Origin of the sequence: Thiomicrospira sp. (genome assembly GCF_036568485.1) — a bacterium.
Taxonomy (GTDB): domain Bacteria; phylum Pseudomonadota; class Gammaproteobacteria; order Thiomicrospirales; family Thiomicrospiraceae; genus Thiomicrospira.
On record NZ_DATCSL010000113.1, the window covers coordinates 12,375 to 28,221 of the forward strand.

The 15,847-nt window shown below is 40.9% G+C and carries 15 protein-coding genes; 3 read left to right on the top strand and 12 right to left on the bottom strand.

From position 1 onward, the window contains the following. Positions 1–2: 2 nt before the first annotated feature. From VIM91_RS10635 to VIM91_RS10690, 12 genes are read right to left on the bottom strand one after another with little or no spacing between them, the layout of a single operon-like run. The gene (locus tag VIM91_RS10635; protein ID WP_331864789.1) at positions 3–1,112 is read right to left on the bottom strand and encodes an NAD-dependent epimerase; all 1,110 of its coding nucleotides are present in this window, start codon (positions 1,110–1,112) and stop codon (positions 3–5) included. A 7-nt stretch (positions 1,113–1,119) separates the two neighbouring features. Further along, positions 1,120–1,488 carry a four helix bundle protein gene (locus VIM91_RS10640; RefSeq protein ID WP_331864790.1) on the bottom strand — a complete coding sequence of 123 codons (369 nt, stop codon included), beginning with the start codon at positions 1,486–1,488 and terminating at the stop codon, positions 1,120–1,122. Positions 1,489–1,543: 55 nt separating this feature from the next. Continuing rightward, a complete protein-coding gene (locus VIM91_RS10645; protein WP_331864791.1) occupies positions 1,544–2,725 on the bottom strand; it encodes a nucleotide sugar dehydrogenase in 1,182 nt (393 codons plus the stop codon). Next, positions 2,722–4,035 (bottom strand): O-antigen ligase family protein, encoded by a 1,314-nt coding sequence (locus VIM91_RS10650; RefSeq protein ID WP_331864792.1) that lies wholly within the window; start codon positions 4,033–4,035, stop codon positions 2,722–2,724. The genes VIM91_RS10645 and VIM91_RS10650 overlap by 4 nt, the downstream gene beginning before the upstream one ends. A gap of 20 nt (positions 4,036–4,055) precedes the next feature. Then, on the bottom strand, positions 4,056–4,958 hold the full coding sequence (locus VIM91_RS10655; protein WP_331864793.1) for a glycosyltransferase family 2 protein: 903 nt from the start codon (positions 4,956–4,958) through the stop codon (positions 4,056–4,058). Further along, a complete protein-coding gene (locus tag VIM91_RS10660) occupies positions 4,945–6,045 on the bottom strand; it encodes a glycosyltransferase (RefSeq protein ID WP_331864794.1) in 1,101 nt (366 codons plus the stop codon). Before VIM91_RS10660 ends, VIM91_RS10655 begins: the two co-directional genes overlap by 14 nt. Positions 6,046–6,047: 2 nt before the next feature. Beyond that, on the bottom strand, positions 6,048–7,184 hold the full coding sequence (locus VIM91_RS10665; RefSeq protein WP_331864795.1) for a hypothetical protein: 1,137 nt from the start codon (positions 7,182–7,184) through the stop codon (positions 6,048–6,050). Continuing rightward, positions 7,177–8,271, bottom strand: a complete 1,095-nt coding sequence (locus VIM91_RS10670) for a hypothetical protein (RefSeq protein ID WP_331864796.1) — start codon at positions 8,269–8,271, stop codon at positions 7,177–7,179. The genes VIM91_RS10665 and VIM91_RS10670 overlap by 8 nt, the downstream gene beginning before the upstream one ends. Beyond that, positions 8,264–9,280, bottom strand: a complete 1,017-nt coding sequence (waaC, locus tag VIM91_RS10675) for a lipopolysaccharide heptosyltransferase I (protein ID WP_331864797.1) — start codon at positions 9,278–9,280, stop codon at positions 8,264–8,266. Before waaC ends, VIM91_RS10670 begins: the two co-directional genes overlap by 8 nt. 4 nt (positions 9,281–9,284) lie before the next feature. Continuing rightward, the gene (gene rfaD / locus VIM91_RS10680; RefSeq protein WP_331864798.1) at positions 9,285–10,253 is read right to left on the bottom strand and encodes an ADP-glyceromanno-heptose 6-epimerase; all 969 of its coding nucleotides are present in this window, start codon (positions 10,251–10,253) and stop codon (positions 9,285–9,287) included. A gap of 60 nt (positions 10,254–10,313) precedes the next feature. Then, entirely contained in the window at positions 10,314–10,697 is a 384-nt protein-coding gene (locus tag VIM91_RS10685) for a diacylglycerol kinase (protein WP_331864799.1), read from the bottom strand. Further along, positions 10,694–12,310, bottom strand: a complete 1,617-nt coding sequence (locus VIM91_RS10690; RefSeq protein WP_331864800.1) for a phosphoethanolamine transferase — start codon at positions 12,308–12,310, stop codon at positions 10,694–10,696. Before VIM91_RS10690 ends, VIM91_RS10685 begins: the two co-directional genes overlap by 4 nt. Before the next feature lie 116 nt (positions 12,311–12,426). Between VIM91_RS10690 and VIM91_RS10695 the strand changes: the two genes are divergently transcribed. From VIM91_RS10695 to VIM91_RS10705, 3 genes are read left to right on the top strand one after another with little or no spacing between them, the layout of a single operon-like run. After that, entirely contained in the window at positions 12,427–13,089 is a 663-nt protein-coding gene (locus VIM91_RS10695) for a fused DSP-PTPase phosphatase/NAD kinase-like protein (RefSeq protein WP_331864801.1), read from the top strand. Between the two features lie 38 nt (positions 13,090–13,127). Further along, positions 13,128–14,897: a lipid A export permease/ATP-binding protein MsbA gene (gene msbA, locus VIM91_RS10700; RefSeq protein ID WP_331864802.1), complete on the top strand. Its 1,770-nt coding sequence runs from the start codon at positions 13,128–13,130 to the stop codon at positions 14,895–14,897. After that, positions 14,869–15,834, top strand: coding sequence for a lipid A biosynthesis acyltransferase (locus VIM91_RS10705; protein ID WP_331864803.1), 966 nt, complete (start codon positions 14,869–14,871; stop codon positions 15,832–15,834). Before msbA ends, VIM91_RS10705 begins: the two co-directional genes overlap by 29 nt. Positions 15,835–15,847 lie beyond the last annotated feature (13 nt).

Sequence of the window (15,847 nt, forward strand, 5' to 3'; positions counted from 1 at the left end):
ACCTATTTTTGATAATAGCCTCTATACCAATCCACAAACTTGCATATCCCCTCTTCTATGCTTGTTTCGGGCTTAAAGCCTGTATCGGCAATAAGTTCACCTACATCAGCATAGGTAATCGGTACATCACCGGGTTGCATGGGCAATAGATTTTCGTTGGCTTTTTTGCCACAAGCGGTTTCGATGGCGGTGATGAAACGTCTCAGGCTAACGGGTTGGTTGTTGCCGATGTTGTAGACTTTGTAAGGAGCTTGGGCATTGGTGATTTTTTGGGGCTTGGGGGATTCTTTGCTGGTTTGAGATCCCTCGGCTTTGCTCGGGATGATGGGGGGCTTTTGCATAACGCGAGTGATGCCTTCTACGATGTCGTCTATGTAAGTGAAGTCGCGTTGCATTTCTCCGTTGTTGAATACGTCAATGGTTTCACCGGCTAGGATTTTTTTGGTGAAGGAGAAGTACGCCATATCTGGGCGCCCCATTGGGCCATAGACTGTGAAAAACCTTAGGCCAGTGGTTGGGATGCCGTATAGGTGACTGTAGGTGTGCGCCATCAGTTCGTTGGACTTTTTGGTAGCGGCATACAGGCTAATTGGGTAGTCGACTCGGTCTTCGGTGCTAAAGGGCTGTTTGATGTTCATGCCATAAACCGAGCTGGAGCTGGCATAGACGAGGTGTTTGACTTTGCTGTAACGACAGCCTTCTAGAATGTTGACGAAGCCGACTAGGTTGCTGTCAACGTAGGCATGTGGGTTTTCGATTGAATAACGCACACCGGCTTGGGCACCGAGATTGACAACGATGTCGAATTTGTGGGTTTTGAATAAGTTTTCGATGCCTGCCCTATCGGCTAGGTCAAGCCGGTAGAATGTTAAATTATTAATTTTTAATGTTGAATTATAGCCTTCGGCCATTGTTTCGACTTCGTCGTTTTTGAAGCCTTGCGCTTTTAGGCGGTCTAGTTTTAGTTGGGGGTCGTAGTAGTCGTTTAGGTTATCTATGCCGACGATGTTGTGATTGTATTGCTTTAGGGCTTGGATTAGGTGGAAACCGATAAAGCCCGCGGCGCCGGTCACTAAAATTTTTAGTTTTGAGTTTTGAATGTTTAATTGCATAGTTGAGCTATTTCTTATTTTTTAATTGTGTGGTTTTGATAATGCTTGTCAACAACTTAATCAGTTCGATACTTTCTTCTAATAAACTAACAACATGCTGTTCTTTGTTGTTTAGGTAACCCATTTCAGTAAGAAGTTGTAACCAATAATGGGTCTCCCTCGCTTCTTTATTCGCAATACTAAGCTTGCCAATAAAATCCTTTTCTGATTGAGCGGCTTGAGCTTCATTTATATTGGCTCCAATGGAAGTACCTGCTCTAAGCAATTGCTTTGAAAGCGCATACTCCTTATGCTCTTTAGATAAAAACTGATAGACCTTCACAATGCGAATAGAAAAAGTAAACGACTTATCCAAAACGAGGTTTTCAGTTTTCAAACTCAGCACCTACCAACTATCATTCAAAATTAAAAATTTAACATTGAAAATTGGGTTAGTCTTTTCCAAATAAATCTCGAGTGTACACCTTGTCTTTAACATCCATAATGTCATCTGTTAGACGATTAGCGATGATTACGTCGGACGTTTTTTTGAACTCTTGTAGATCTGTTATGACTTTTGAACGGAAGAACTCCGCCTCACCTTGCTCACTGAGTACTGGTTCATAAATGACGACTTCGATACCTTTGGCTTTAATGCGCTTCATCACGCCTTGGATGGCACTCGCCCGGAAGTTGTCGCTGCCTTGTTTCATAATGAGGCGATGAATACCGACAACTTTGGGGTTGCGCTTAATAATTTGGTCGGCGATAAACTCTTTTCTTGTGGTGTTGGAGTCGACGATCGCTTTGATTAAGTTTTGAGGTACATCATTGTAGTTGGCAAGCAGCTGTTTGGTATCTTTAGGTAGACAGTAGCCACCGTAGCCAAAGCTTGGATTGTTGTAGTGATCACCTATACGTGGATCTAAGCCAACACCTTGGATAACTTGTTTGCTGCTTAAGCCGTGGGTTTCACAATAGGTATCTAACTCGTTAAAGTAAGCGACACGCAAAGCTAAGTAAGTGTTTGAAAATAATTTAATCGCTTCAGCTTCAGTGGCATCAGTAAAAAGCACCGGGATCTCGTCTTTGGACTTTTCTGCTCCTTCAATCAATAAGTTGGCAAAGATTTGTGCACGCTCTGATTGTTCCCCTATCACAACACGCGATGGATGAAGGTTATCCCAAAGCGCTTTGCCTTCACGCAAAAACTCTGGTGAGAACATAATGTTATCGGTATTAAACTTGGCTTTTACTGAAGCGGTATAACCCACCGGAACCGTTGACTTAATGATCATGATCGCATTCGGATTAATTGCCAACACCTCTTTAATCACAGCTTCTACGGATTTGGTGTTGAAGGTATTGGTCTGCGTGTCATAGTCGGTTGGCGTGGCGATAATGACAAATTCAGCGTCTTTATAAGCTTGGCTTGGGTCAAGCGTGGCCGTAAAGTTAAGAGGTTTATTCGCTAAAAAGTGTTCAATTTCTGTATCAATAATCGGTGATTTTTTATTATTAAGTAAATCAATTTTTTTCTTAATAATATCCAACGCTACCACTTCGTGGTGCTGAGCTAACAATATAGCTAGTGACAAGCCAACGTATCCGGTTCCAACTATTGCGACTTTCATTGCAGGACCTTTTGCTTTGATTGCACTGAATAACCTTGATAGCGTTCAGCCAGAAAGATCAGTAAAGAAATAATAAAGTAAAAAGCAGGCAGTCCCAACTGACTAGTAAGAAATGACTCCGTTAAAGAGAACTCTAAATAGCAAAAAACTGCCACAACCCCTAAAACTCCGAATCTTCTTACTTCATCTACCGAGCTTTTAACATATCTATAAAATAGAGTAAGCAACCAAACAAAAAAGAAAAGATAAAAAGATACGCCAATCAATCCATGATTAGATAAAATACTTAAGTATTCATTATGCGCATGTTTAAAGTTAGCTAAATGGTCTGGTACGAGACCCGCCTCCAATAACTCTTTTTTAAAAGCATAAAACTCACCTGCACCTATACCAATTAAGGGGCTAGAAAGGAAAGCTTTTACAGAAATACCCCAAAAAACTAGTCTTGAGCCCAGTGACCCTCCCGAATAACTTGGATCATTCATAAGCAAATTAATTTCGTCAAAAAACAAATTAATTCTGTAACTTATCATATTAGAGGTTGATAAAATAAAAATTCCTGAAGCAACCAGAAATAAAAAATAATATAAAATTATTTTTCTTCTGTTTGAAATCCCTAATGAAAATATTATAAAAAAAGGCAATGTTAACAATACTATCCACCCCCCCCTACTCCCTGAAAACAGGCTAGAAAGAATGCCTAAGCCGCCACCTATTAATAATAAAATAAATAACTTGTATTTTTTTGGATAGAAATACAATGACAATGTTAGTGAAAGCACCCCAAAAAGCATAGAAAGGTTTCCATAAATGATTGGAGAACCATGTATCTGCCCTCCACCTCTTGCACCATGAGTTAGGAAACCTTCAAAATACGCCAAAATAGTAATAAAAAATGATGCAAATGCACCAAATAATAAACACAGAGCTAAAAATTTAATTGAAATATTCTTTCTTATAAAATAAAACATTGGCAAAAGTAATAGTGGTAGAAGATGTTTAGACTGGCTTTCTACAGCCCTAGGAAAAACAGTATAGTCAGGGTCTTGAAAGAAAAAACCTGAAAGCACTAGTAAAAATGCGCCAACTCCAAATAAAATTAAAGTCTCTTCGTTTTTTGAAAAAATAATTTTTTTATAGTTAAAGTAAACAATAAAAGCAAATCCAAGCAGCATCGTTACATAAACGTAACCTTTAGCGAAATAATTTTCGACCACTAAGCTACCCAAAAATCCAACTAACAAGGTATATATAAAAAACTGTAGAATATTTTTTTGTATATTACCGATATATTCAAGCCTACCATTCACTATAAATACCACTCATACAATTATTTAAAATACAAACTCATCTTTTTTGATGAAATAACACCAAGCAATGAAAGCTGTGTAACAGCTTCTTTTGAACACGAAAAACTCTTAAACTCTTCAAAAAGTTGCCCCTCATCAAGCATTTTAACCCATCGCCTATAATGATTCCCCATTCTTGCATTCGGATTTTTAAGTAGTTCTTTTCGGTGTTTGATATTGGCCTCAAACTGAGCCCATGATCGAATGGGGTAATGAAATACGGTAATACCATATTCTGTTCTTGCCGTGAACACTTTTCCAATATGCTTTGCCCTGTGATTACCACCTGAAATTTTTATAAATCCATTCGGGTTTGTAATCACTTTCGGGCTTAACGGCGCAAATATCATTGATATTTGTTGATCATTCATTTGCGCGCTTTTGTCATAACAAATAGGGTATTGCACATAATATTTTGCTTGGCTGAAGTGGTAATCAGGCCGCAGTGCATCTTCGGTTAAAACCATATTATGACGTTTAACCGTAACGACTGAATCTCTATGATTCAAATAATCTTTTAAGCTTTTTTTGCTATCTTGCGGTATCCAAAACTCGTCTGCGTCATTGCTAATAACCCAGTTAGCTTTAAGCTTATCTCTGGCATAAATTGCCAATTGCTTCATCCACTTGGCCTGCTGATAGGTTTGCGAAGGCTGGTCAATAATATGAAGTTCAAACTCACTTTCTAGTTCAGAAAGTATGGCACGCGTGCCATCTGTAGAACCATTATCCATTACCACAAAAGCATCCACACCAAGTTTTGCGTGGGTGCGGATATTAGCTTCAATAATATCAACTTCGTTGCGACATAAAATCGTCATAACCAAACGATCATTTACTGTTTTTGTCTTAAAGAAATTTTTTATGTAATTAAACCAGTGCATCTTCTGCCTTCGTATTTGCATGAGTAAAACCGAGCAGCTGTTGTGCAACTTGAATATTATTAAACTTGAGCACATGAGCTTTTAAGGCTTCAGGGTTAAATCTCGACTCGCACCTGTTAAGCTTAAACCTAGCGATTTTGCTTACCAAGTCTTCAAGATCGCCGACTGATGATAAACAGTCCGAATACTCCGGCTCAAGTATTTCTCTCGGGCCTGATGGCGCATCCGTTGAAATCACTGGGACACCTAATGACATAGCTTCAACAATATTTAAGCCAAACCCCTCAATATTTGATGACATAATCAGCGCTTCAGCTTTTTTAAGAATAGGATAAGGGTTTTGTTGCCATCCCAAAAATAGGACTCTGTCCCGGAGGTCAAGTGCAATTACTTGATCTTTTAGACTAGTCATATCCTCACCATCACCTACAATAACTAAATGTTCATCCTCTTCTCGAAACTTTGAAAAAGCCTCAATGGTTAAGGCTACATTTTTTCTTTTAGCAAGCCTTCCTAAAGAAATATAATATTTTTTTGGTAAAACCAGATGTGCCTCAGTATCTGATAACCTATGGATTTTTTTCAAATCCATAGGCGGATAAATAACTGCGCTTCGGTTTGGTTTGACACCAATCTTGTTTAACATAGATGCCTCTGCACCTTTTGATACAAATACTATATTCTTTCCATTAAACAAAAGTTTGTAATTAAAAGAGCGCTCAAAATTTTTAAGAGGCGTTGTTTTTTTGTAGTACATCGCAAAATAATCTACATGAACAAAATAATAGGTTTTTCCTTTATATTGAGATAACCAAAACATTGCCCAATAAGCATCAAAGCTGTGACTCAACACACGAAAATCGTCAAGTGATTGCAGTAGTCGTTTAAGCTGCCTCCTACCCGTCCATGTATGAAACTTAATACTTTCAACTTTAAAGTCAGCACTAGACTTAACCGTACTCGGGTCTTCTTTATTACATATCACGGTCACCTGATGACCTGCCAACATTAGAATTTCCGCTTGCGCACGGACTACAGCCTGCAGTCCGCCGCCTTCAATCTTATGGGTAAGAAGTATGTAATGCATAGCTAGTCTTTTAATCCAATAGATGCCATGGGTTTTCCACTTAGAATCATGCTCAATTTTGTTGACACCTGTTGCCAATGTTTTTCTGTTGGTGTTTTCATAGCATCCCCTTCAATTGCATAATCTTTCTCCAGATAATCAAGAAAGCAATCAATCAATTGTTGATCCAGCTGCCATTTATCCAACCGGCAGACTGTCGTTTCAAGCTGCGTTTGACCAGTCACGGGTAAAGTTAAGGGCTCAAAGCCATATAATGCATCGCCTAACACAATCACTTTTTTATGCGCCATCAGAGCTTCAATTCCAACCGTTGAATTGACGGTTAGAACGGCTTGAGCATATTCAACTAAAGCTTGCGATGTTACATCTTGAACAAATCTTATATTTGGATTATTTAAAGCTATTAAATCTTCATAGTTTTCTGGACAAGCTGGATGAGGCTTGATGACAAAATGGACTCTGGGGCAAGACTCAAGTGCTAACTCTAATACATGGTATAAATGGCGCATGCTTCTAATCCAAGGCGAGTGAAGATAGATATTACTATCTTCGACAACTTGAAAAGGCACAAAAACATAATGTTCAGGCAACCCTTGCGGACGGGCTAACACTGTTTTGGACTTTTTTTTAATCTGGACATGCTGCGCCCGTTTTTTATAAAATTCGACTGAGCGTGGAATAGAACTAAAAGCGTTAACCCCTTTAGGGTCAATACATGAATATCCTGGCAATGGCCCTCTTTCAAAATAGACGACTTTTTTTCCAACTTGTTCAGCTGCCAATACCAAGATAGCCTGCCTAAATTTTTTTCCGTTCCAAACCCCAATCAACCCTGCGTCTAACTTATTTAACCAACCAAGATAAAGACGATAGAGCCATTTTGCTTTTTGGCGATAAAGCCAAGTAAATAGGAGCCAATAAAGTTTGGACTTTTGGTTTCCTTTTGCGCTATTTTTTTTTCGTGTCAAAAGCAAGTCAACTTGTTTGTTAATTTGCCCTACAGGGAAATGAACGCCGAATGCCGGGAACCAAAGTGATTTATAGTGCACCATTTTGATTGGTAGACTTAGGTGTTTAATAAAATCTGTAAAATATTTTTTTTGATCTTTACTGGCCGAAAATAAGACGAGTTTATCCAACCGTTTCACCTAACATTTGGGACTGCAAAAAGTCATAGTTTTTATAAATATTTATTTTATTTAGACGAAAAATTGACTCAAATTTCTGCTGAAACGGATCATTATCGTCTAACACCGCGATCGGTTCTAAATCCTCACGTAGCCACTTAGTCGTGAGCAGAACGCTACCCACATCACCAAGTACCATGGCCCCACTTGGCAGTAGTGGCAATACAAATTCAAACGCTAATCTGCTTGGAATAAGCATCACCAAATCAGACTCCGCCAAATCTAAGGCATCCTCGCCTTCTTGACGCGGGTGGTATTTTAACGCAATACGTTTACCTTGAGCACTTAATTGCATTACAAAGCGCTTAATACGTCGCGCATAGTCTTTCATTTTGAGCTGATTATTTGGATGCGAAATAATAATGACATAATTAATTTGACTTAAATCGCCAGCTTTTAAATCAAATTGATTTGTGACGGCTTGACTCAGTGATTGCACCTCTGGTGCAGAAAACCAGTTGGATTCTAGCTTGTGCATGGGTTTACGTTTAAGCAACTCAACGGCTTGCTGTGGTTGAAACAACCAGGCCTGGTTGATCCAATTTGACGCGCCCACGGTTTTAGGTTCTTGCCACCATAAGCCATAACTCAGCTTTTTAATAAAACTGTTAATACCATCTTTTATGGCGTGATGCGGTCGTCCAGCATAGGAGTATAAGCCGTCATCTAGGTACCAACCTTGTGCGACCGGTTGGTGTTTTTTTAACTGATGCATGGCATATTGAAATTCGATGCGACGATCACTGCCTACCGCAATCACATCCGGTTGAAAAAGCTTTAAACCTTGGCTAATCGCGCCAAAGTTAGCTTTGCGTTCTGCGAGTTTGGCGCGCCCTTTTGCTTTTCCGGGCAAAATTCGGATTTGCTTAAATGGGCTTTGCGGCCAGTTTTGTAAGGCTTGTAAATATGGGTTATTTTCTAGCTGTTTTTGGTCAATTAACCAAAGTTCCGCTTGATCCGTTTCACGACGCGCATTCGCTAATGCAGCACTCACCAATACGTTGAGCGGCGTGGAAGGCATATAAAGAACTCTAGCCATGATAAACGCCCTTCACTCTAAGCGTTTGTAACACATCCTCTACCGATAATCCTTGTAAGGATTGTTGAGCTTGGCCTGGCTTGAATTTTTTAATGTAATTCGGTGCTAAAGGTGAACACAAATGCGTGACTTGTTGCCCAAGTGCGCCGACGAGCTTGGGGTCAGTAACCCGGTATAACACGACCATTGGTACCTCTAACGCTGCCGCTACGTGTGATAAACCGGTGTCCACTGATACAACGGCTTGAGCATGTTTAAGTAAGCGCGCCATATCGGTCAGTTTGAGTTGTTGGGGCGGGCACCAGGCCTGGTGCTTGGCGGCTAAGCGATCGGAACGCGCTTTTTCTTCTTTATTACCCCAGGGTAAGACGACTTTTAAACCTTGTTGGTTGAGCTTGCTAATGAGCTGTTGCCAGTAATCTTCTGTCCAATATTTGGTTTCCCAGGTGGTTGCGTGTAAACACACCACATAAGGCTGCTGATCCAACTCACTCAGTGATGACCAGGCCTGGTGGTTTAAACCGTATGCTATTGGCGAGGTAGGAACAGGATAATTTAACGCTTTGGCAAATAGTTCACGCAAACGGGTAATTGCATGCTGATCTTTTGCGACCTGAATTTTGCGATCATAAAATAAACTGGCGAATTTTTCGCGTGCAGATGACCAATCCAATCCGACTTTAGGCGCGTCAATCTGTCGGGCGACCCAAACACTTTTTAACAAGCCTTGCGCATCCAATACCAAGTCGTACTTTTGTTGATTTACTCGGGCAAAAAAATCGGCTTTTTGTTGACGCGTTTGTTTTGAAAACGGCTGTTTTCGCCAGCGACGTAAGCCAATGGGTAATACTCGATCCACCAGCGGATGCCAGGTCGGAATTTCCGCGAAAGCTTCTTCTACCACCCAGTCCACCACCAGGCCTGGTTTGGCGTGCATTAAATCGGTTAAGGCTGGGAAGGTGTGAAACACATCCCCCATTGATGACATTTTGATAATGAGAATTCGCACAGTGTTATTTCGTAAAATCTAAGAAGTGTTTATTTTCTGTCAGCCAGCTCAGATATTTTTCTACGCCTTCGGCCACCGTATGAAATTTTTCGGTGTAACCAGCTTGGCGTAACCGGCTGTTATCCGCCTGAGTAAAGCTCTGATACGCGCCTTTTAGATGTTCTGGGAAAGGAATAAATTCGATTTCGCCTTTGCCATGAAAATTAATCACCGCTTCGGCAATATTTCTAAACGGTTCAGCGGCAGCTGGGCCTAGGTTGAAAATACCGGATTGTTCAGGATTCGCCATAAACCAAAGATTGACCTTAACCACATCTTCGATATACACAAAATCACGGGTTTGCATCCCAGCTTCGTAACCATCATACGCGCCGAATAATTTGAGTTTTTCACCGCGTAGAACTTGGTTGTGCAACTTAAACGCCACACTTGCCATATCGCCTTTATGCTGTTCGCGCGGGCCATACACATTAAAATAACGGAAGCCGACCACCTGACTTTGTGCTTTCGGCAAAATCTGGCGCACATATTGGTCAAACTGAAACTTCGAGTAACCATAAACGTTTAATGGTTTTTCATATTGACGCTCTTCGATAAACACTGGTCCATCGCCATAGGTGGCAGCAGAAGACGCATATAAAAATGGTATTTTGCGCTCTAAGCAAAAGTGCAGCAAATCTTTAGAGTATTCGTAATTATTGTCCATCACGTATTTGCCATCCCACTCGGTGGTAGCCGAACACGCGCCTTCGTGGAATACACAATCGATTTTGGGCAGGCCTTCTTCGGAAAAAATTCGTGCTTGAAAATCTTCTTTGTCTAGATAGTCTGCAATATCGCAATCGGCGATATTAATAAACTTTTTGCCGTTTTTTAAGTTATCGACCACCAAAATATCGGTACGGCCTTGTGCATTCAGCGCCTTGACGATATTGCTACCAATAAATCCTGCTCCACCGGTTACGACGATCACGGTTTCATCCTCTTACATGTGTTAAATTTGGGGCCAATTGTATCACAGCCACCCAATCCATTAGCCCGCCCAATAGTTTGAGAGCTTAGTTACTATAAACCCACCCCAAACTAATAAAGCCAGCGCAAAACTAACAAATACGGCCGCGGATGCTTGATCTTTTGCTCGACCAGACAATGGGTGATAATCTTCACTAATCCGGTCAACTACTGTCTCCAAGCTGGAGTTAAGCAATTCAACAATAAGCACGATCAATAAGACACCAATAAGCAAGATTCGCTCTACCAGCTCATCACCCAACCAAAAAGCCAACGGTAACACTAGTACAAATAACACTACTTCCTGACGAAACGCCGCCTCCCCCTTCCAGGTGGCGACAAAACCTTTCCAAGAATAAAGACCCGCGTAAAAAATGCGTTTTAAACCCGTATGTGGCGATTTCATCGAATCAGGTCCTCATAATTTTGTCCATAAAGCACGCGTGCTTTAGGTTGATAATCTAAACTGCACAAGGAACGTTTAGGGTCATATAGCTCTGTTTTTACTTGCGTTAAACAAATAGTTAAGTGAAAAAGCTCATCCAACATAAACGGGGTCGACCTCATTTGTTGAAGATGACGATCAACTTCTGAAAACTCAGATTGATAGGCCTGATTACGCCAAAAAACTAAAGGGATTTCGACCATATTATGGGTCACAGCATCTGGACCATGTCCTTTGAAGTCTCTGACATCAAAAATCTCCTCACCATGATCAGCAAAAAACAGCAATCCTGCAATACCATCAGTCTGTGCGAGTCTATCAATCCAGTCTCCTAATAAACTATCTGTATAGTGTACAGAATTATCATAATAGTTTATGTCACGGACCTGTCCACTTGATAGACTCTCACTATAGGCACGAATACCATTCGCATTATTAAAAACCTCATGCTCAGGAGCCGGGTAACGACTTTCATACCGAAGATGACTTCCCATCATGTGCACGAATATGACCTTGTGTTTGGCTTCTGATGCCAGTGCTTTCTCATAATAAGGTGTCATATAACCATCGTACCTATAATGTTCCACACCATAAAAGTCGTGGCTAATAAAGTGCACATGGTCCGATAGCGAAGCAATAGCAGATGTTGGATAGCGTAAAGGTTGCTGATTTGATATCCACCAAGTTTCAAACCCCGCTCGTTTAAACACCTCCATTAAGCTAATTGCCGAATGCGTTTGATCGAGCTTATTACTGGACACCTGAGTCAAACTAACACTCAATGATGGCCGTGTTTGTGCAAATGCTGAAATCACATCTTTAAAAACATGACTTTGTGGTGCCAACCTAACCAAATTGGGAGTCGTATCTCTCGGATAACCGTACAAGGACATGTGATTCCTATTTAGCGACTCGCCTATCACAACAACATAGGTTTGTGGCTTATCCGATTTCTTTTCAGAAATAAAGGGGTTGTCTTCATAGAGCTTTTGTCTTAGTAGCGTCACTTCCTCTAAAGAATCGCGTCCATTTGAAAAGTCTAGCGCTACGCCTGCAAAGCCTGGAACAACATCAAAATAGCGGCCACGATCATTTATCTGCTGAACGGCGAAAACTAACATTAAGACGCCTATTACAATTAAAGATTTCTGAACTTTATTTGTCGCTGTTTGAAAAACCACCTGCCTTAAAGAGATATAAGAAAGAATAATATAAGCCAAAAATAACAAGCTATTCTCTAAGCTTATATAGGCAATCAGGAACTCTAAACTCTCTGAGGAGTCGGTATAAATTAAGGCCTCTAAAGAGGCACTTCTAAAAATACCGCTAAATGTGACTGCATATAAAATATCCAAGGCACCAGAAATGACAAAGGCAATTAATATCGCTAGGAAAAACTTTTGTAACAAACTATGCCTAAATAAATAAGCAAGGCCGCCAATTAAAAGTAGCCACCCAACTCTTGCATTAATTTCTGACTCTCGGATAAAGTCGACATAGCCATACATGACAGCAAGAGGAAAAAATAAAATAAAAAAAGTCGCCCACCAATGTGACGTAAGAAATTTAGACATTGAATCTTCCCACGAATTTATCAAGCTATTTAACCAAACCATGCATTCTAACATTTCCTCTAACTTAACCTTCAAAAAAGGTAAAATAGCGTCATTTTGTGAGATCGAATTTTCGAATGACTAGGTTAAATACACGCTGGGGAAGACTAAAAGCAAATCTTGACGCATGGTTTGTCGACCATGAAATTTTACGCTTAATGTATCGCAACTTTTATGCTTTATCTGCCCGTGCATTTCGCAGCAACCACCCTTCTGCCGCGTTTATTGCCAAACTACAAAAAAAACATGGTTTAAAAACCATTATTAGCCTTCGCCGCGCTGATAAAAGTGGCCAATATTTATTAGAAAAAGAAGCCTGTGATAAATTTGGGATTCAGCTTATCAATCACCCGATGTCATCTCGAAGCTTGCCTGATGTTGAGAAAGTTTTAAAAGCCAAAAAAATCCTGGAAACAGCTGAGTATCCGATTTTAATCCATTGCAAATCCGGTGCTGATCGCGCCGGGTTAATGAGTGTGTTTTATAAACACTTTATAGAAAAAGAACCACTTGATGTCGCTGTGAAACAACTGAGCATGAAATATGGCCACTTTCGCTGGGCTGACACGGGTAAGCTTGATTTTTTCTTTGATAGTTTTTTTGCTTATCAAAAAGACCACCCCGAGATAGATTTTTTAACTTGGTTAGAAACCGTTTATGATAAACCTAAGTTAAATGCGCAATTTAAAAGCGCGGGCTGGGCGAATATTGTGGTTAACAAAATCCTCAAACGCGAATAAACTCAACTTAAACCAACAAGGTAACACTTCCCATTTTTATGTTTGATAAAAACACACTTACTCTCTACCGTCGATTATTAGGATACATCAAGCTTTATAAGGGCATGATTGCGCTCACTATTTTTATGCTAATGGTGATTGCCGCGATGGAACCTGCGACCGCCGCCATTTTAAAAGATCTGGTAGATCGAAGCTTGATTGAAAAAGATCCGGACAGTTTTTTAATCTTACCCCTCATGCTTGCTGGTGTGTTTATTGTGAAAGGGGTGGCTGAATACTTTAGTAAAGTTGCAAGCCAGTGGATTGCACAAAAAGCGATTCTACAAATTCGCGCCGATATGCACCGTAAAATGCAGTTTTTGCCTTTGCCTATTTTTCAGCAATATTCGACCGGTACTTTAATGTCGAAAATCACCTACGATGTCGCGCAAACCAGTAACGCTTTATCCGAGGCCTGGATTGTGATTATTCGTGACTCTTTGATTGTATTGGCGCTATTTGGCTACATGCTTTATATTTCTTGGGAATTAACCTTACTGATGCTATTGGTCGGGCCCGTCGTCGCCTGGATTATTAATAAAGCCAGTAAGTTGATGCGCCAGTCGAGTAAACACATGCAGAGTAATATGGGCCAACTCACCCACCAACTAGAAGAAGGCTTAGTTGGTCACCGCGACATTAAAATGTATGGCGCCGAACATTACGAACAAGACCGCTTTCACCATACGGCCAACGAGTTGTTTAAACACACGCTGCGCGTCACCAAAGTTGCGGCGTTAAATGTTCCCTTGGTACAAGTATTAGCGGCCTTAGCTTTATCTGGCGTCATTTATATTGCGATGCAATTATCCGCACAGGATGCGTTTACCCCAGGCGAACTTTTATCTTACATTACGGCCATGGCATTAACCTTTGAACCGATTCGTCGTTTAACCAACGTCAACCTTGTAATTCAAAAAGGCATGGCCGCTTCAGAAAGTATTTTTGATTTATTGGATCAACCGGAAGAAGCGAATCCAGGCCAGTTACGCCCGGCTATTCAAGGCAAAATTGAATTTAAAAATGTTAACTTTCAATATCTAAACAGCAATAGTTTGGCTTTAAAAAACTTCAGTTTAGATTTTCCGCCCTACAAAACCACGGCTTTAGTCGGCCAATCTGGCAGTGGTAAAACCACATTAGTGAATTTGATTGCACGTTTTTATCTGCCAAGCGATGGCGACATTTTATTAGATGACACGCCTTTAAATGAGTTTGACTTGAACTATCTGCGCCAACAAATAGCGTTTGTTAGCCAAAATGTGGTGTTGTTTAATGATTCTGTGCGCGCCAATATTGCTTACGGTCATACCGAATACGATGAACAAGCAATTATGCAAGCGGCGAAAGATGCCCATGCCTGGGAGTTTATTGAAAAACTACCACAAGGTTTAGATACCTTAATTGGCGACAATGGTGCCCTATTATCCGGCGGTCAACGCCAACGTTTAGCGATTGCACGTGCGTTTTTGAAGAATGCGCCGATTTTAATTCTAGATGAAGCCACCTCGGCTTTGGATAATCAAAGCGAAGCGATGATTCAAGTGGCGATGGATAAATTGCGCCGTGATCGCACTGTGATTATTATTGCTCACCGTTTAAGTACGATCGAAAATGCGGATCAAATTGTGGTGATGGAGCACGGCGAACTCAAAGAGCTTGGCAATCATCAACAACTTTTGGCACTTAACGGACTTTATGCCGGTTTGTATCAACAAGGCGCACTTGAGGAAACAACGCATGTCTCAGACCCAGTCAATTCAATTTAAAAAACAGTTTTTATGCCCTCGATATTGGGGGATTTGGCTAGGTGTCGGCTTATTACGACTGCTGAGTTTACTGCCCTACCAAACCAAATTTAGGTTTGGTCGCAGTTTAGGACGAGGCATGTATTGGCTCGCTGCCAGCCGTCGTAAATTGGCTCGGCAGAATATTCTACAAGCATTTCCAGACTTATCTAATAACGAACTTGAAAACTTACTAAAAGAGCATTTCGCGTCTTTAGGCATCAGTTTGATGGAAACCGCGATTGTTTGGTGGGGCGATTATCGCAAACACCCAAATAACGGATTTGAACGTAGCTTAGTGAGTTACGAAGGTTTGGAGAACTTTGAGCAAGCTCAGGCACGCGGTAAAGGTGTATTGATTTTGGCGCCCCACTTCACCACGCTTGAAATGACTGGCTTATTTGTGTCTTTCTTAACCCACTTTAACGCGATTTATCGCCCGCATGACAATCCACTAATGGACTATTTAATCGCCAAAGGCCGATCGATCCCGCTTGCCGATGGTCGTTCGGTACATCCAATTGCAAACCACAACACGCGCGGCATGCTCAAGGTATTGCGCAATGGTGAAAGCATGACGATTCTACCGGATCAGCGTTATCGATCACGAGGACATGTAAAGGTACCGTTTTTTGGACATATGACACGTAGCAATCCGGCCACATCCAAACTTGCCAAACTAACGGATTGTGCGGTGGTACCTTGCTTAACCGAACGTACAACGGATAATCGCTATATTGTAACGTTTTTACCAGCACTGGAAAATTTCCCATCCGACAGTGTTGAACAAGACACCCTTCGTTTACACGCCATTTATGAAGAGGCTATTAAAAACAACCCAACCCAGTATTTATGGGTTCATAATCGTTGGGATTTGAAGTTAAACAGCAAAGGCGAGATCATTTCACGCAAGCCTTAAATAATTCTAAGGT

Excerpts from the sequence above, each read along its gene's own strand:
- VIM91_RS10635 (WP_331864789.1), bottom strand. The coding sequence starts at position 1,112 with ATGCAATTAAACATTCAAAACTCAAAACTAAAAATTTTAGTGACCGGC.
- msbA (WP_331864802.1), top strand. The coding sequence starts at position 13,128 with ATGTTTGATAAAAACACACTTACTCTCTACCGTCGATTATTAGGATAC.
- VIM91_RS10685 (WP_331864799.1), bottom strand. The coding sequence starts at position 10,697 with ATGAAATCGCCACATACGGGTTTAAAACGCATTTTTTACGCGGGTCTT.
- VIM91_RS10660 (WP_331864794.1), bottom strand. The coding sequence starts at position 6,045 with ATGCATTACATACTTCTTACCCATAAGATTGAAGGCGGCGGACTGCAG.
- VIM91_RS10655 (WP_331864793.1), bottom strand. The coding sequence starts at position 4,958 with ATGCACTGGTTTAATTACATAAAAAATTTCTTTAAGACAAAAACAGTA.
- VIM91_RS10690 (WP_331864800.1), bottom strand. The coding sequence starts at position 12,310 with ATGTCTAAATTTCTTACGTCACATTGGTGGGCGACTTTTTTTATTTTA.
- VIM91_RS10645 (WP_331864791.1), bottom strand. The coding sequence starts at position 2,725 with ATGAAAGTCGCAATAGTTGGAACCGGATACGTTGGCTTGTCACTAGCT.
- VIM91_RS10695 (WP_331864801.1), top strand. The coding sequence starts at position 12,427 with ATGACTAGGTTAAATACACGCTGGGGAAGACTAAAAGCAAATCTTGAC.
- VIM91_RS10705 (WP_331864803.1), top strand. The coding sequence starts at position 14,869 with ATGTCTCAGACCCAGTCAATTCAATTTAAAAAACAGTTTTTATGCCCT.
- VIM91_RS10670 (WP_331864796.1), bottom strand. The coding sequence starts at position 8,271 with ATGGCTAGAGTTCTTTATATGCCTTCCACGCCGCTCAACGTATTGGTG.